General features: G+C 71.0%; 13 protein-coding genes and 1 pseudogene. 8 read left to right on the top strand and 6 right to left on the bottom strand.

The annotated features are described in order from the left end of the window. The first annotated feature begins 120 nt into the window (after positions 1–120). Together AB0K15_RS17210 and AB0K15_RS17205 are read left to right on the top strand one after the other, a co-directional pair. Complete coding sequence (locus AB0K15_RS17210; RefSeq protein ID WP_364050602.1) at positions 121–987, top strand: Bax inhibitor-1/YccA family protein; 867 nt, start codon at positions 121–123, stop codon at positions 985–987. Between the two features lie 328 nt (positions 988–1315). After that, entirely contained in the window at positions 1316–2872 is a 1557-nt protein-coding gene (locus AB0K15_RS17205) for a DHA2 family efflux MFS transporter permease subunit (RefSeq protein WP_364050599.1), read from the top strand. A gap of 211 nt (positions 2873–3083) precedes the next feature. Here AB0K15_RS17205 and AB0K15_RS17200 read toward each other — a convergent pair whose 3' ends face one another. Together AB0K15_RS17200 and AB0K15_RS17195 are read right to left on the bottom strand one after the other, a co-directional pair. Beyond that, entirely contained in the window at positions 3084–3899 is an 816-nt protein-coding gene (locus AB0K15_RS17200; protein WP_364050596.1) for a class I SAM-dependent methyltransferase, read from the bottom strand. Between the two features lie 255 nt (positions 3900–4154). After that, positions 4155–5375, bottom strand: a complete 1221-nt coding sequence (locus AB0K15_RS17195) for an acetyl-CoA C-acetyltransferase (protein ID WP_364050593.1) — start codon at positions 5373–5375, stop codon at positions 4155–4157. A 202-nt stretch (positions 5376–5577) separates the two neighbouring features. Here AB0K15_RS17195 and AB0K15_RS17190 point away from each other — a divergent pair, with 202 nt between their 5' ends. Beyond that, complete coding sequence (locus AB0K15_RS17190) at positions 5578–6948, top strand: cystathionine beta-synthase (RefSeq protein ID WP_220244137.1); 1371 nt, start codon at positions 5578–5580, stop codon at positions 6946–6948. 216 nt (positions 6949–7164) lie between these two features. Beyond that, positions 7165–8793: a hypothetical protein gene (locus AB0K15_RS17185; RefSeq protein ID WP_364050589.1), complete on the top strand. Its 1629-nt coding sequence runs from the start codon at positions 7165–7167 to the stop codon at positions 8791–8793. A 616-nt stretch (positions 8794–9409) separates the two neighbouring features. Here the strand turns inward: AB0K15_RS17185 and AB0K15_RS17180 are convergent. Next, positions 9410–9667, bottom strand: a complete 258-nt coding sequence (locus tag AB0K15_RS17180; protein ID WP_364050586.1) for a hypothetical protein — start codon at positions 9665–9667, stop codon at positions 9410–9412. Between the two features lie 126 nt (positions 9668–9793). Between AB0K15_RS17180 and AB0K15_RS17175 the strand changes: the two genes are divergently transcribed. From AB0K15_RS17175 to AB0K15_RS17165, 3 genes are all read left to right on the top strand, one after another. After that, positions 9794–10258, top strand: a complete 465-nt coding sequence (locus AB0K15_RS17175) for a hypothetical protein (RefSeq protein ID WP_364050583.1) — start codon at positions 9794–9796, stop codon at positions 10256–10258. Between the two features lie 84 nt (positions 10259–10342). Next, positions 10343–11080: a hypothetical protein gene (locus AB0K15_RS17170; protein ID WP_364050580.1), complete on the top strand. Its 738-nt coding sequence runs from the start codon at positions 10343–10345 to the stop codon at positions 11078–11080. A gap of 122 nt (positions 11081–11202) precedes the next feature. Next, positions 11203–12360: a cystathionine gamma-synthase gene (locus AB0K15_RS17165; RefSeq protein WP_364050577.1), complete on the top strand. Its 1158-nt coding sequence runs from the start codon at positions 11203–11205 to the stop codon at positions 12358–12360. 129 nt (positions 12361–12489) lie between these two features. Here the strand turns inward: AB0K15_RS17165 and AB0K15_RS17160 are convergent, their stop codons facing one another. Then, positions 12490–12789 carry a hypothetical protein gene (locus AB0K15_RS17160; RefSeq protein WP_364050574.1) on the bottom strand — a complete coding sequence of 100 codons (300 nt, stop codon included), beginning with the start codon at positions 12787–12789 and terminating at the stop codon, positions 12490–12492. A 96-nt stretch (positions 12790–12885) separates the two neighbouring features. Between AB0K15_RS17160 and ilvA the strand changes: the two genes are divergently transcribed. After that, positions 12886–14091: a threonine ammonia-lyase gene (gene ilvA, locus AB0K15_RS17155; RefSeq protein WP_364050571.1), complete on the top strand. Its 1206-nt coding sequence runs from the start codon at positions 12886–12888 to the stop codon at positions 14089–14091. A 6-nt stretch (positions 14092–14097) separates the two neighbouring features. On the opposite strand, the pseudogene AB0K15_RS17150 reads toward ilvA, so the two are convergent. Beyond that, positions 14098–14478: pseudogene (locus tag AB0K15_RS17150) on the bottom strand (ferredoxin); the annotation flags it as partial. Between the two features lie 1075 nt (positions 14479–15553). Beyond that, a complete protein-coding gene (locus AB0K15_RS17145) occupies positions 15554–16000 on the bottom strand; it encodes a hypothetical protein (RefSeq protein ID WP_364050568.1) in 447 nt (148 codons plus the stop codon). Between the last annotated feature and the right edge of the window lie 47 nt (positions 16001–16047).

The following is a 16047-nucleotide window of genomic DNA, read 5'->3' as shown; positions in this document are numbered from 1 at the left end:
CCGGTCGCCTGATCGGGCAAAAGGGTAAAGTCTCCTTTACTCGACGGTCTCGACGGGAACCAGCAGGCCCGAGCGGTCGTTGAACCCCATGCAAGGTGCCAGCAGATCCAGGAGGATCAGGTGCGTTCCAGTAGCAACCCGGCGTTCCGCAACCTGTCCCGCGGTTCGGCCGCTTCAGGGCAGTACGGGCCGAACGTGGGCTTCGACCAGCGGCCCTACGGCACTCCGCAGGGCCAGGGTGGTGTGCCCGGCTACGGTCCCGGGCAGATGGCCGCCGGTTCCGCCGACCGTCCGATGACGGTCGACGACGTCGTCGTCAAGACCGGTCTTTCGCTGGGCACCGCCCTGGTGTTCGGTGTCCTCACGGCCCTCTGGGCCCAGACCCAGCTGGTGACCGACGCACTCGGCCGCGTCACCGGCATGAGCGGTCCGCTGCTCGGCGCGCTGTTCGGCGGCCTGATCGTCGGACTGGTCCTCTCGCTGGTGATCATCTTCGGCCAGAAGGCGAGCGGTCCGCTCACGCTGGCCTACTCGGCCGCCGAGGGCATTTTCCTCGGTGCGCTCAGCGGGCTGTTCGAGCTCGTCTACCCGGGGATCGCGCTGCAGGCGCTGATCGGCACGGCGGGTGTGTTCATCGCGATGCTGGTGGTCTACAAGACCGGCGCCGTGAAGGTCACGCCGAAGCTGACCAAGTGGATCGTCGGGGCCGTGGGCGGCGTCGTGATCCTGATGCTGGTCAACCTGGTCACCGCGCTGTTCTTCGGCTTCAACCCGCTGCGCGACGGCAGCCCGATCGCGATCATCTTCAGCCTGGTGGTCATCGGCATCGCCGCGTTCAGCTTCCTGCTCGACTTCGACCAGGCCGACCGCATGATCCGGTCGGGGATGCCGGCCAAGTGGGCGTGGTTCGCGGCCTTCGGTCTCATGACCACGCTGGTGTGGCTGTACCTCGAGATCCTGCGGCTGTTGTCCTACCTACGCGACTAGTGCTCGCGTAGGAATCCCGAGAAGGCGCTCCGTGTACTACGGGGCGCCTTTTCTGTGTACGCGTTCTGTACGCGGGGAAATCGCTCTTCGCGCGACGGAGCGCGCACGCAGAGTGCTTGTGTGAAGCCAATTCCCGGCCGCAACAGTGCGGGTGGAGGACTTTCCGCGGGCGGGTGGAGAATGCGAAAAGTCGTCTACGTCGTGCTTCGGGCGAAATCGATGGCTTTTTGTCGGTGGCGTCCTCTAGCCTCGACGAAGTCGCGCAAGGGGGACCCACCCTGGGGCTTGCGCGTCCTTTTGCTCTCTGACGATGGGGATGGTCCACCGCATGTCCGCTCAACCGAGCCCGGCCGCGCCGGGCGCCGCCGGGCTCGACGACAAACTCGACCGCGGCGTGCTCAAGATCGCCTCCGTGGTGGTGCTCGGCGCCATCATGGCGATCCTCGACACCACGGTCGTCAACGTCGCGCTGCAGAAGCTCACGATCCAGTTCTCCACGTCGTTCGACACGATCCAGTGGGTCGCCACGGGCTATATGCTCGCGCTGGCCACGGTCATCCCGGTCACGGGCTGGGCGTCGGACCGCTTCGGCACCAAGCGGCTGTACCTGCTGGCCATCGGCACGTTCCTGATCGGCTCGATGCTGGCGGGGCTCGCGTGGAACGTCGAGTCGCTGATCATCTTCCGCGTCGTGCAGGGGCTCGGTGGCGGCATGCTGATGCCCGCCGGCATGACGATCCTGACGCGCACGGCGGGCCCGCAGCGCATCGGGCGCGTGATGTCCGTGCTCGGTGTGCCGATGCTGCTGGGCCCGATCTGCGGCCCGATCCTCGGCGGCTGGCTCGTCGACGCCGTGAGCTGGCGCTGGATCTTCTACATCAACGTGCCGATCGGCGTCATCGCGTTCGTGCTCGCGCTGCGGCTGCTGCCGAAGGACAAGGCGTCGAAGTCGGGCCGCTTCGACTTCGCGGGCCTGCTGATGGTGTCGCCGGGCCTCGCGGCCCTGATCTTCGGCGTCTCGCGCATCCCGTCCACGGGCACGGTCACCGCGATCGAGGTGTGGCTGCCGGCGGTCGCGGGCATCGTGCTGCTGGTGAGCTTCGTGCTGCGCGCGCTGCGGGTGGCGGACCCGTTGATGGACCTGGGCCTGTTCAAGAACCGGACGTTCTCGGTCTCGATGATCACGCTTTCGGTGTTCTGCATGGGTTTCTTCGGCGCGATGCTGCTGCTGCCCACGTACTTCACGCTGGTGCGCGGCGAATCCGCGCTGCACGCGGGCCTGCTGCTCGCGCCGCAGGGCTTCGGCGCGATGATCATGATGCCGATCGCGGGCCGCTTGTTCGACAAGTTCGCCGCCCGGCGCATCGTGCTGCCGGGCCTGGCGCTGATCGTGGTGGGCATGGTGCCGTTCACGCAGGTCACGTCGACCACGCCGTACGCGCTCCTGCTGTCGGCCGCGTTCGTCATGGGCCTCGGCATGGGCTGCACGATGATGCCGATCACCTCGGCCGCCCTGCAGACGCTGCGCTCCGAGGACATGGCCAAGGCCTCGACCACCACGAGCATCCTGCAGCAGACGTCGGGTGCCATCGGCTCCGCGATCATGTCCATCGTGCTCGCCGCCCTGCTCGGCTCGCGCTTCGGCGTCCCGACGAACCAGGGCCAGCTGGCCGCCACCGCGGCCACCCTGAACCCCGCCACGCAGACCGCCGCGTCCGCCCTCGCGGCCGGCGCCTTCGCGACGCCGTTCCTGATCGCCACGGTGATCCTCGCCGTGTGCCTGGTGCCCGCCGCCTTCCTGCCGAACAAGCGCTTCATTCCGTCGCCCCCGCCCACCGGCTCGGACGACGCGGCCGCCCCGGTTCCGGTGGCGCCGCTGCACTGACTGGTTTGCTTCACGACGAAGGGCCGCTCGCGAAACTGGTGCGAGCGGCCCTTCGTCGTGTGCAGGCGAGCGTCGCCGCGCGGGCGCCCCGCTTGCTGACGGCGCCCGGGACTCGCTCCAGGCCGCGTGCGTCGTCCGCCTCGTTGAAGCAGGGCCGCGCCGGAAAACACCGTACGAAACAACAAAGTGCGTGGGTGTGCTGTGGGCGGACTCAGCCGGGCTTGCGGGCGAGGTCGTAGGCGAAGCTCACGGTCTCGGTGAAGACTCCGCCGTCGTCGTGGGGGTGGAGGGTGGCTGCGAGGTCGGCATCGAATGCGGCGGCCCGGTCGCCGATGACTGCGGGCGGGAGGAACGAGGTGGAGCGGATGTGGCCGGTGAGTTCGGCCAGGGTCCAGTGGTGCTTGGCCGTGAAGGCGTGGCGGCCGCAGACCTCGAACCCTGCCGCGGACAGAACCTCGGGATCGGGCCGGCGCCGGCGCGCGCGGTCCGTGCGTTCGGGAATCCTGTGCTCGGCCCCGAGTTCTCGTTGCCATCGTTGCAGGGTGGCTGCGAGTGATCGCTGCCAGTCTTCCCCGCCCGCCCAGGGCGAGGACGACCAGCACAACGCGAGATATCCGCCGGGAACGAGCCATCGGAGTATCCGGCGGGCGACCAGGTCGCGCTCCAGCCGGTGGAAGGCGTTGCCGACGACGGCCAGCTCGAAGTGGTCCGGCTGTGCCTCGAGCGTCTCGGCGCTGGAGGCGAGGGGCCGAAGATCCTCCACACCGCCGTCAGCCGCCTTGACGCGAACGGTTTCGATCATGTCCCGTTCCTGGTCCACGGCCCATACTTCCGCGAAGTGCCGGCTGAGCGGGAAGGCGAGCTGGCCGGTCCCGCAGGCCAGATCCAGCAGCCTTCCGCGCTCGGAGAGGTGGGTGCCGGCGACCAGATGGGTGAGCAGGGACGCCGGATACGGCAGCCGGTAGCGGTCGTAGTACTCGGCGGTGCCCTGGTAGAGGTCTGTTGCGAACTGCCCTTCGTCGCTCACCGGACCTGGCCCCTTCTGTCGGCTTCAGCCCAAGTTAGTGCTCGCCGCAACGGGTGCACTCGACTGCGCCGCGTCCGTCGTCGGGGAACGGGCCCGCCCGAGTTGGCCCCGGCTGCTGCGCACGTGACCGGCGGCGGATTTCGTCGAGGGCGGCGAACACGATGCTCAGTGAGCCTCGAAACAACAAAAGGGCCGCCCGCGATCGTGTCGCGAGCGGCCCTTCGTCCGTCTCTGCCTCAGAAAATCCTTGCTACGTCAGGAAAGGCGCTCCAGCACCATCGCCATTCCCTGCCCGCCACCGACACACATCGTCTCCAGGCCGAACTGCTTGTCGTGGTGCTGCAGCGAATTGATCAGCGTCGAGGTGATCCGCGCCCCCGTCATGCCGAACGGGTGGCCGACCGCGATGGCGCCGCCGTTGACGTTGAGGCGGTCGAGGTCGATGCCGAGGTCGCGGTATGACGGGATGACCTGGGCAGCGAACGCCTCGTTGATCTCGACGAGGTCGATGTCCGAAATGGACATCCCCGCGCGGGCCAGCGCCTGCTTCGAGGCCTCGACCGGGCCGTAGCCCATGATCTCCGGCGACAGGCCCGTGACGCCCGTCGACACGATGCGGGCCAGCGGCGTGAGGCCGAGCTCGCGCGCCTTGGTGTCGGACATGACGATCACGGCGGCGGCGCCGTCGTTGAGCGGGCAGCAGTTGCCGGCGGTGACGCGGCCGTCGGGACGGAAGACGGGCTTCAGGCCGGAGACGCCCTCGATGGTCACGCCGGCGCGGGGACCGTCGTCCTTGGACACGACGGTGCCGTCGGGGAGGGTGACCGGCGTGATGTCCTTGGCCCAGAAGCCGTCGGCGATCGCCTTCTCCGCGAGGTTCTGCGAGCGCACGCCGAACTCGTCCATCTCCTCGCGCGTGATGCCCTTGAGCCGCGCCAGGTTCTCGGCGGTCTGGCCCATGGCGATGTAGACGTCGGGGATGTTCCCCTCCGTGCGCGGGTCGGTCCAGCTGTCGGTGCCCGACTCCGCCGTGGCCTTCGTGCGCGTTTCGGCGTCGGTGAAGAGCGGGTTGTGGGTGTCGGGCCAGGAGTCCGAGCTGCCCTTCGCGAAGCGCGACACGGCCTCGACGCCCGCGGAGATGAACACGTCACCCTCGCCGGCCTTGATCGCGTGCATCGCCATGCGGGTGGTCTGGAGGCTGGAGGAGCAGTACCGGGTGATCGTGCAGCCGGGCAGGTGGTCGTAACCGAGCTCGACGGCCACCGCGCGGCCCATGTTGAACCCCGACTCGCCGCCGGGCAGGCCGCAGCCGAGCATCAAGTCGTCGATGTCGGCGGGGTCCAGCTGCGGCACCTTGTCGAGCGCCGCGCGGATCATCTGCACGGCGAGGTCGTCGGGGCGCATGCTGACCAGCGAGCCCTTGGCGGCACGGCCGATCGGGGAGCGGGCGGTGGAGACGATGACGGCTTCGGGCATGGCGTGACACTTCCTCGGGTCGGTGGCAACGGGCAAGCGCTAAGCGGTTGCTCACCATAGTGCCGTGTGTCCCGCCTCCCGCAAAGCCGAAGGCGACGTGGACCACTATCGGGCGCCCCGCCTGAGTGGACAGCGCCGCAGGTCCAGCGTTTAGGCTGGGCCTCGCCGCCGAGATCCGGCGCGGAAGGGCAGGAGCGCAGTCGTGGAGTACGCCGAGCACATCGTCGACCTCGTGGGGAACACCCCGCTGGTCAAGCTGAACTCCCTCACCAAGGGGCTCAAGCCGCTGGTGCTCGCCAAGGTCGAGTACGTGAACCCGGGCGGCAGCGTGAAGGACCGCATCGCGCTGCGGATGATCGAGGCCGCCGAGGCGTCGGGCGCCCTCAAGCCGGGCGGCACGATCGTGGAGCCGACGTCGGGCAACACCGGCGTGGGCCTGGCCATGGTCGCGCAGCGCAAGGGTTACAAGTGCGTGTTCGTCTGCCCGGACAAGGTGAGCGAGGACAAGCGCAACGTCCTGCGCGCGTACGGCGCCCGCGTCGTCGTGTGCCCGACGGCCGTGGCGCCCGAGCACCCCGACTCCTACTACAACGTCTCCGACCGCCTCGTCCGCGAGATCGACGGCGCGTGGAAGCCCAACCAGTACGCCAACCCCGCGAACCCGGAGAGCCACTACCTCTCCACCGGCCCCGAGATCTGGCGCCAGACCGAGGGCAAGGTGACGCACTTCGTCGCCGGCGTCGGCACCGGCGGCACGATCTCCGGCACCGGCCGCTTCCTCAAGGAGGCCAGCGACGGCCGCGTGCAGGTCGTCGGCGCCGACCCCGAAGGCTCCGTCTACTCCGGCGGCAGCGGGCGGCCGTACCTGGTCGAGGGCGTGGGCGAGGACTTCTGGCCCGAGACCTACGACCGGGGCATCGCCGACCGGATCATCCCGATCTCCGACGCGCACTCGTTCGACATCACCCGCCGCCTCGCGGTGGAGGAGGGCCTGCTGGTCGGCGGTTCGTGCGGCATGGCCGTCGCCGCCGCGCTGAAGCTCGCCGAGGGCCTGACCGAGGACGACGTCGTGGTGGTCCTCCTGCCCGACGGTGGCCGCGGCTACCTCACCAAGGTTTTCAACGACGACTGGATGTCGTCCTACGGCTTCCTCCCGCCCGACTCCTCGGGCGCGACGGTGGGCGACGTGCTCACCAAGAAGAGTGGCTCCCTGCCCAGCCTGGTGCACACGCACCCGAACGAGACCGTGGCCGAGGCCGTCGCGATCCTGTCGGAGTTCGGCGTGAGCCAGATGCCCGTGGTCAGCGCGGAGCCGCCGGTCATGGCCGCGGAGGTCGTGGGCGCGGTCAACGAGCGCGACCTGCTCGACGCGCTGTTCACCGGCAAGGCCCAGCTCGCCGACAAGCTCGAGACACACATGTCGCCGCCGCTGCCGACGATCGGCGCCGGCGAACAGGTCAGCTCCGCGATGAAGGCGCTCGAGGGCGCGGACGGCGCGTTGGTCCTGATCGACGGCAAGCCCGCTGGCGTCGTCACCAGGCACGATCTGCTCGGCTTCCTCGCCGGCCGCTAACTGACGACACTGCGCTCGCTTTTACCGATCCGACCACGGTCACGGCGGGGATGCTTGCCGGATGCGGGCCCGTCCGGTGAGGTTCCCGCCTACTTCCGGCCGGATTGGTAAACGGCCTACGTGGGCCGGGGCGTTCCGAGCGCCCTGCCCCGCTATCCGATAGCGTGGGCGCGATAGAACTTTTTCGCGTCCTCGTCAAGGGGGTTCAAGACCCACATGAGTGCTCCGCAGCCACCGAACCAGCCCGGGGACGGCGGCGAGCAGCCGCCGCAGGGCCCACCGAGTGGTCCCACACCTCAGCAGGACAGTCCTTTCGGCGCGTCGGAGCCGACCCAGGTGGTCCAGCCGGGCCAGCCGTACCCGTCGGCCCCGCCTTCGGGCGAAGGCGGACTGTTCGGCGAAGCCCCCGAGCCCACGCAGGTCGTGCGGCCCGGTGACGCGAACGCCGGCGGCGAAAGCCACTTCGGCGCCGAGTCGACGCAGCTCGTCCCGCCCGGCTCGCAGCCGCCGGCCATCCCCTACGCCCCGCCGCCGAGCGCGGCCGACAACCCCGCTGCCATGGGCGGCGGGTTCGGCCAGCCGGGCTTCGGGGGACAGCCCGGTGCTCCGGGTGCTCCGGGTGCTCCTGGTGGCTTCGGCCAGCCGGGGCAGCCGGGCCAGCCCCAGGGCTTCGGTGCCCCGGGCGGGTTCGACCAGGGGCAGGGTGCCTTCGGTGGCCCGCCGCAGGGCGGTTTCGGTCAGCCGGGTCAGCCCGGGCAGCCGGGTCAGCCGGGCGGTTTCGGAGCGCCGCCGGCCTTCGGCGCCGCGCCCGTCGCGTCCGGTGGCGGCAACAGCATGTACGGCTTCATCGCCGGTGGCGTCGTGGCGCTGCTGGGTGTGCTGTCGCTGATCTGGTCGTTCCTCTACATGGGCGACGCGAGCGACTACTCGTCCAGCCTGGACCAGGCCCGCCAGACGGCCGGTGACGCGAAGGTCGACGAGCTGCTCGGCCAGTCCGGCCTCGCCTCGCCGGGTGCCATCTGGTTCTACGTGATCATGGTCCTGGTCGGCGCGGTGGTCTCCATCGCGGGCGGCGCCGGGCTCATCCTGGCCGGCCGCCTCGGCGGCGGGATCAAGAAGATCGTGCCGATCGTGGTCGCCGTGGGCGGCGTGCTGCTGGGCGTCTTCGGCGTCCTGCTCATCGCCGGCTCCACGCCGAACCAGGAGCTCCTCGACCAGGCCGGCAGCAACGGCGCCGACAGCATCGGCATGCCGACGCTCATCTTCGGCATCCTGATCTTCATCGTCGGGCTCCTCGGCCTGATCCCGCCCACCGCCCAGTTCGTCGGCCTCGGCGGCGGCACCCCGGGCGCCGGCGGCTTCGGCGGCCCCGCGGGTGGCGCCGGCGGCTTCGGCCAGCCGGGCCCCTTCGGCCAGCCGCAGCAGGGCTTCGGCCAGCCGGGCTTCGGCGGCCAGCCGGGTCAGCTTGGTCAGCCCGGTCAGCCGGGTCAGCCGGGTCAGCCCGGTTTCGGCCAGCCGGGCGAACAGCCCCCGTTCGGCCAGCCCGGCTTCGGCCAGCAGCCCGGCACGCCCAACCCGACCAGCGGCGGCTTCCCCCAGCCCGGCGGCTTCGGCCAGCCCCCGCAGCCCGGCTACGGCCAGCCCGGCGACCAGCCCGGCAGCGGCGGCTTCCCCCAGCCGGGCCAGCCCCAGCCCGGCCAGCCCGGCTACGGCCAGCAGCCCCCGGGCTACGGCCCGCCCCCCGGCTACGGCCAGCCCGGCCAGCAGCCGCCCCCCGGCTACGGCCCCCCGCCCGGGCAACAGCCCCCGGGCTACGGTCAGCCGCCGCAGCAACAGCAGTGGTGACCAGCTGAGTTTCCCGTGAAGGGCCCCTTCGGTGCAGGGCATCGGAGGGGCCTTTTGCTGTCCGGCGGCTCCCGCGTCCGCGCCGTTGCCGGGGCAGCAGCCGCCGGCTACGGCCAGTCGCAGCAGTGGTGACCAGCTGAGTTTCCCGTGAAGGGCCCCTTCGGTGCAGGGCATCGGAGGGGCCCTTTGCTGCCCGGCGGCTCCGTGGTGCTGCACTGGGTCGCTCCGTTTTCGCATCGTTGCCCGGTCAGCAGCCCCGGACTATGTTCAGCCGCCGCAGCAACAGACCAGCTGAGTTTCGGGTGAAGGGTCCCTTCGGTGCATGGCATCGAAGGGGTCTTCGCTGTCCGGGGGGTCTGCTGCAGCGGGGTTGCCCCGCCGCCCGGGCAGCGACTGCGGCTCGCACTACTGCCGGGCCCTGCAGACCTTCAGCGCCGACACCTGTGGTTCGCCGTCCCGGCCTGCGTTGTGCCGGCTAAGTCAGCCGCGGCCCTTCCGGAGCGTGCTGTCGATGGCCGAAGTCGGGGGCGGAGAAGCTCCGGTCATGGCGAGTCACGGCGCGTTGTTCGGTTTCGCGATGAGGCGCCGAGCCTGCTGTCGACAACGACGTCAAGACTCAGATCCTCAAACCTGCCGAATACCGCTCGGTATCGCGATCCGCTCCCGCGCCCATTTCCCCACTGTCGGCACTTCTCCCGTTGCGCTCCGGAAGCACAGAGCCCCAGTGCAGCGCCCAGTCGACCACGCAGCCGATCTTTGCGAAAAATTGAGAAATGCTGTTTTTCGGTAACACCCCACCCTCCTGATCTTGGACCATTACCCGGCTGGGCGAAACGGGCACTGGTTCTTCATCGCTTCGCCATTTCTCGTCCATGATCGCGATTTCCGGGCTAGGGTGAGCCGTTCGTTTTCGCCTTCGGCCCGAGGGGGAGCAGAGTTGAGCGGCCCGCACGGATCTCCAGCGCAGCAGCGGTCAGGTCCCGCGCACGGGGAACCGCCGGTGCGGCGCGGGCGGCCGTCCGGGGCGACGGCGTTGGTCGCCGCGCTGCTGGGGCTCGTGGCGGCCGCGGCGGCGGGGTACTTGCCGGTGACCTTGTTCATCGACATCCCTTCGGGGTTCAGCCTCGGGGACCTTCCCGTGTGGACACTCGTGGACCTCGGCGGCTACCTGGGCGCCGGCCTCTTCCTGCTCGTCGGCGCGCTCGCCACGATCTTCCGCGCCACCGCCGGCGCCGTGCTGCTGATCCTCGGCGCGGTGATCGCCATCGGCGCGATCCTGCTGGAGCCGACGCTCGGCAACGGCGGCTACGCGGCCTACTTCGAGGTCGTGTTCGCGCTGAACGGCTTCACCGCCGTCGACCGGGCCGTGTTGGTGGTGCTGGCGCCGCTCATCCTGGTGCTGGCGGCGCTGCGCCCGACGTTCTCCTACCTCAGGTACCGGGCGTACGTCCCCGGACCGTGGTGATTTCGCCCCCAAAACGTCTCCGGCCTGGCACGATACGGGTACGTCTCCCCGCAGCCGGTGGGGGCCGGATTCCCGAGGACTTCCGTGAGCTATCCCCAGAACCCCGGCCAGGGGCAGAATCCGCAGCAGCCGTACGGCCAGCAGCCGTCCGGTCCGCAGCCCTTCCCCGGCCAGCAGCCCTACGGTCAGCCGTACCCGGGCCAGCAGCCGGCGCCGTACTCCGGTCCGCAGTCGATGCCGGGGCAGCCGTACTCGGGACCGCAGCCCGTGCCCGGCCAGTACCCCCAGCAGTACGGCCAGCCGAGCCAGCCCTTCCCCGCGTACCCGGGCGGCCCGGGCGTGATCCAGCAGAAGCCGGGCGGCGGCACCGCGATCACCGCGGCCGTGCTGGCGATCCTGGGCGGCATCGTCGCGCTGCTCGGGGTGATCGGGGCGATCGTCGGGCTGTCGACGTTGCGCGGGACCGAGGTGCTCTTCATCGTCTCGCTGGTCGTCGATCTCGCGCTCGCCGGTCTGCTGCTCTACGGCGCCATCGCGCTGATCATGCACAAGCCCGCGGGCCGGATGTGCGTGATCATCGGCTGCGGCGTCTCGATCGCGTTCTCGGTGGTCTCGCTGATCCTGACCGCGGCCGGCGCCAGCGCGCTCGGTTCGTCGGCCGAGTTCCTGGGCGTGGGCATCGCCGGCGCGCTCGTCGGGCTCATCCCGCCGGTGGCCACGCTGGTCCTCGCGATCGTCAAGCCCACCCAGCTGTGGGTCGGACTCGGCACGCCGGCGCAGCCGCAGTACCCGGGCACTTACCCTACGCAACAAGGCTGGTGACGGAGCGGTCCCGCCGGGGCACTGGGCGACCGCGCCGGCGGGACCTGCGACGACAGGTCCGGACAGGCGTGAATTCCATCCCAGCTGGCGGGATTGTCGGTGCCGGGCCGTACCCTGGAACCATGGTCGACGACTACTCCGTGCTGGGTTTCGAAACACGCGCCATCCACGCCGGGCAGCAGCCCGATCCGCGGACGGGCGCCGTCATCGTGCCCATTTACCAGACGTCGACCTACGCGCAGGACGGCGTCGGCGGCACCCGTGAGGGTGACTACGAGTACTCGCGCACGGCGAACCCCACGCGCACCGCGCTGGAGCAGGCCCTGGCCTCGTTGGAAGGCGCTCGGCACGCGCTGGCGTTCGCGTCCGGCATGGCGGCATCCGACGCGGTGCTGCGCACGACCCTGCGCCCGGGTGACCACCTGGTGCTGGGCAACGACGCGTACGGCGGCACGTTCCGCCTGATCGACAAGGTGCTGAGCCTCTGGGGCATCGAGCACACCGTCGCGAACCTGGCCGACGTCGACGAGGTCCGCGCCGCGCTGCGGCCCGAGACCAAGCTGATCTGGTGCGAGACGCCCACCAACCCGCTGCTCGGCATCGCCGACATCGCGGCTCTGGCCGGCGTGGCCCACGACGCGGGAGCGCGCCTGGTCGTCGACAACACCTTCGCCACGCCGTACCTGCAGACGCCGCTGGCCCTCGGCGCCGACATCGTGGTTCATTCCACGACCAAGTACCTCGGCGGCCACTCCGACGTCGTCGGCGGAGCCGTGCTCACCAACGAGGACGAGGTCCGCGAGCAGCTCTTCTACCTCCGCAACGCCGCCGGCGCCGTCCCCGGCCCCTTCGACGCGTGGCTCACGCTGCGCGGCCTGAAGACGCTGGCCCTGCGCATGGAGCGGCACAGCGACAACGCCGAGCTGATTGTGCAGACGCTCGCCAAGCACCCGAAGGTCTCGAAGGTCTACTACCCGGGCCTGCCCGAGCACCCCGGCCACGAGGTCGCGGCCAAGCAGATGCGCCGCTTCGGCGGCATGGTGTCGTTCCGCCACGCCGACGGCGAGCAGGCCGCGCTGGAGGTCGCGTCGCGCACCAAGCTCTTCATCCTGGCCGAGTCCCTGGGCGGCATCGAGTCCCTCATCGAGCACCCGGGCCGCATGACCCACGCGTCCACGGCGGGTTCCACGCTCCAGGTCCCGGATGACCTGCTGCGGCTCTCCGTCGGCATCGAGGACGGCACCGACCTGGTCGCCGACCTCACGGCCGCGCTGGGCTGAGCTCGCTCGTCAGGAACCCCCGTGCCACTCGGTGCGGGGGTTCCTGCTGTGCGCAGAGACCCGCGCGGACACAAGAACCCCGCGCCGATCTTCGGCCGCGGGGTTCGCGAGAGCGCAGGTCTGGACCGGTCAGGGCCGGTAGCTGCTCGGCTGGGGACCCGCCGTGTGCAGGGAGTGGTGGACGGCCTCCTGCTGCTCGGCAGGCGCGGCCGGGAGCTCGGAGCCGTCGATGCAGCCGCCGACGAGCTCGACGTGGTTGTCGTGGCGGATGTACTGCGGGTGGGCGCCGCAGCCGGCGGCGTCGACGGTGAAGTAGGCGGCACCGGTGAGGGCGACGGCGGAGGCGACGCCCAGCACGAGGGGCAGGACTCCGGCCGAACGGGTCGCGCGCGACCCGCGAGCGGTCGTCGCGTTATTCGCGCGGGCCATGGTCGCACTCCCTGATCACGTGTGGTTGCCGTTATCAGAGTACCGGTCCCGCGGCGGTGGCACCTCGGCCATCCGTCGGTGGCATCATCGCGACCTATGGAACTGGTCAGCATCGAGCGGATCGAGGAGGCGCGCAAGCTCCTCGAGGGCATCACCAGGGTGACCCCCATGGAACACGCCCGTGACCTGCGGCGCTTACACGGCGGCCCGGTCTACCTCAAGTGTGAAAACCTGCAGCGCACCGGCTCGTTCAAGATCCGCGGCGCCTACACCCGCATCCACGGCCTCACCCAGGAGGAACGCGCCCGCGGCGTCGTCGCGGCCAGCGCCGGCAACCACGCGCAGGGCGTGGCGCTGGCGTCGTCGTTGTTGGGGATCTCGTCGACGGTCTTCATGCCGCTGCGCGCGCCCCTGCCCAAACTCGCGGCCACCCGCGGCTACGGCGCCGACGTGCACCTCCACGGCGCCGTCCTCGAAGAGACGCTGGCGGAGGCCATCGCGTTCTCCGAGCGCACCGGGGCGGTATTCATCCACCCGTTCGACCACGTGGACGTGATCGCCGGGCAGGGCACCGTCGGCCTCGAGATCCTCGAGCAGGTGCCCGGCGTGAAAACCGTGCTCGTGGCCACGGGCGGTGGCGGCCTGGTCGGCGGTGTCGCCGCGGCGGTGAAGGGCCTGCGGCCCGACATCCGCGTGGTCGGCGTGCAGGCCGAGGACGCTGCTGCATACCCGCCTTCGCTGGCCGCGGGCTCGCCCGTGCGCCTGAGCGAGCTGCACACGATGGCCGACGGGATCGCGGTCGGCGAGCCGGGCCCGGTGAGCTACGCGCACGTGTCTTCGCTGGTCGACGACGTCGTCACGGTCACCGAGGAGTCGCTGTCCCGCGCGGTGCTGCTGTGCCTCGAGCGGCGCAAGCTCGTGGTCGAGCCCGCCGGCGCCGCGACCGTCGCCGCGCTGATGCAGCACCCGGGCGCTTTCGAGCCGCCGGTGGTGGCGATCCTGTCGGGCGGCAACGTCGACCCCGTGCTGCTCCAGCAGATCATCCAGCACGGCATGACGGCCGGTGGCCGCTACCTCAAGCTCCACCTGCGCGTGCCCGACCGGCCCGGCTCGCTCGTCTCCGTGCTGACGTGCGTGAAGGAGCTCGGCGCCAACGTCCTCGACGTCGAGCACTCCCGCATCTCCGGCAGCCTCGCGCTCGGCGAGGTCGACGTGGCGCTCGCCCTGGAAACCCGCGGCCCCGAACACTGCAAGGAGGTCGAGGCCGCTCTCGCCGACGCCGGGTTCACCATCGTCCCGTGACCGTCCTCAGCGGACCGGTTGTGCCCCGGTGACCGCCGCCAGCGCCAGCTCCCGCGCCGGCTCGCCGACCTCGGGCACCTCGAACCGCCGCCCGCGGATGTGGCTCAGCAACTCGGGGTCCGGCGCCACGGCGTGCTCCCGCAGGTAGTACGCCACGGCCCCGGGCCACACCCAGCTGCCATCGGTCCGGAACGTCAACGGCACCACATCCACGCGGCCCGGATCGAACGCGTCGACGTCGAAACTCCGCGACGCCAGCACCGCGGGCGCGGACTCGAGGTAGGTCAGCACCCGCTCGCGCTCCGCCTCGGGCAGCGCCTCCCGCTCCACCACGGGCCGGCCGGCCTCGTCGAGCCCGTCGTAGACCCGCGGGGTCCGCATCTCGGCCACTGTCGTCGCCGGTGGATCCGCGACGCCGGGCTCAGCCGGCGTGACGGGGCCGGCCGTTTCCTCGGACCGCGCAGCACCTGCCGGCGTCGGTTCAGCGGCGTCCGCCGGCGTCGCGACGGCTGCTTCGTCGGCCGCCGGTTCTGGCGCCGCCGAGTTCTGCTGCTGGGCCGTGGGGGTGGCACCGTTCGCCGGAAGTGCGGCGGCGGTGTTCGCCTGCGGCGAGGCGGGGGCTGCGCTTCCGTCCGTCGGAGCCGGAGCGTCGCCATCCTGTCGCGGCGCGGCAGGTGCACCGGCCTGCGACGACGGCACAGCGGACGGCGGCACAGCGGACGGTGGCGCGGCGGACGGCGGCACAGCGGGCGGTGGCGCGGCGCTGTGCGGTGCTGCGGTGCCCTGTTGCGCAGCTGCGGTGCGCTCGTCTGCCGGTGGTGGCGCGGTGGCGTTTGCCGAACCGCCCGCCGGTGCCGCCGTGGCGTAGTCCTGCGGTGCGGGCGGGCCGGCTTGGGGCGTCGGCGCAAGGGGCGGAGGTGCCGCGGCGGGGCCCGGTTGCGGAGCCGGAGCGCGGTCGGGCGGTGGCGGTGGCGTGTCAGGCGTCCACGGCGCCGGGAGCGGCGGTAGCCCCGCGCGGGCCCGCAGCCAGGGCGGGATGAAGGCGTCCGAGCGCGGGAAGAACCGCAGCTCGTCCTGGAAGCCGAGCTGCGGGGGCAGCCGGCGCCAGACCGGCTCGACGTCCGGGCGGAAATCGAGGCGGGGTGGCTGCTGAGGGGTGAACAGGAGCGTCGCGCTGAGCCAGGTGCCGCGGCCGCGGCGGTACATGCCGCCGCGAAGGACGCCGAGGAGGCGGACGGCCTCGGGGTGCGGGCGCGCCGGGTAGTCGCGCCCGTCCGGGGCCGTGGTGACGACATCGGCCTCGACGTGCCGCCCCACGGCCCGGTACTCGACCCGCAGCTGCCGCCACCCCGGCGGCACGGCCGAGGCGCACGCCTGGCCGATCCGCTGGACGAGGTCCTGCTGCTGGGCCGGGCTCAGGGGTACCGGCGGTTGGCTCACGGCGTGTCTCCCCGCGGTGGTGTCAGTTGCCGGCGGCGGCGAGCCGCTCGCGGAACCAGTCGGGCATGAACTCCTCGGTGCGGGGGAACCGCTCCTGCTCGATCGCGAACTGCTCCGCGGCCGGGTACGGGTCGAAGTCCGGCTCGTTGCGCCAGTTGTACTGGATCGTGAACCGGCTCGGCGGCTCGATGCCGAAGCGCGCGGAGAACCACGTCCCCTCGCCCTCGGCGTACATCCCGCCGCGCAGGCGCTGGAACATCTTCCACACGTCGACCGGCGGGTCCCACGGGCGGAACGTGCCACTGGGATCCTTCACGCCGACGGCGACATCGACGTTGCGGCCGACCATGCGGTAGTCGATCATCACCTGCTGCCAGCCCGGCGGCAGGGCTTCGACCACGGCCGTGGTGATCTCACCCAGCAGCTCGTTCTGCTGGATCGGGTCCAGCTCCGGCCACTTGAACGGCATCGGTCGTGTCCTCCTGATCGTTCGGACTTTTCGGGCGGGCCCATCAT

Source organism: Amycolatopsis sp. NPDC049253, assembly GCF_040678995.1.
GTDB lineage: Bacteria > Actinomycetota > Actinomycetes > Mycobacteriales > Pseudonocardiaceae > Amycolatopsis.
Note: the sequence above shows the minus strand (reverse complement) of the source record. Positions and strands in the feature narration are given on the sequence as shown.

Excerpts from the sequence above, each read along its gene's own strand:
- AB0K15_RS17205 (WP_364050599.1), top strand. The coding sequence starts at position 1,316 with ATGTCCGCTCAACCGAGCCCGGCCGCGCCGGGCGCCGCCGGGCTCGAC.
- AB0K15_RS17195 (WP_364050593.1), bottom strand. The coding sequence starts at position 5,375 with ATGCCCGAAGCCGTCATCGTCTCCACCGCCCGCTCCCCGATCGGCCGT.
- AB0K15_RS17185 (WP_364050589.1), top strand. The coding sequence starts at position 7,165 with ATGAGTGCTCCGCAGCCACCGAACCAGCCCGGGGACGGCGGCGAGCAG.
- AB0K15_RS17180 (WP_364050586.1), bottom strand. The coding sequence starts at position 9,667 with ATGGACGAGAAATGGCGAAGCGATGAAGAACCAGTGCCCGTTTCGCCC.
- AB0K15_RS17165 (WP_364050577.1), top strand. The coding sequence starts at position 11,203 with ATGGTCGACGACTACTCCGTGCTGGGTTTCGAAACACGCGCCATCCAC.
- AB0K15_RS17160 (WP_364050574.1), bottom strand. The coding sequence starts at position 12,789 with ATGGCCCGCGCGAATAACGCGACGACCGCTCGCGGGTCGCGCGCGACC.
- ilvA (WP_364050571.1), top strand. The coding sequence starts at position 12,886 with ATGGAACTGGTCAGCATCGAGCGGATCGAGGAGGCGCGCAAGCTCCTC.
- AB0K15_RS17145 (WP_364050568.1), bottom strand. The coding sequence starts at position 16,000 with ATGCCGTTCAAGTGGCCGGAGCTGGACCCGATCCAGCAGAACGAGCTG.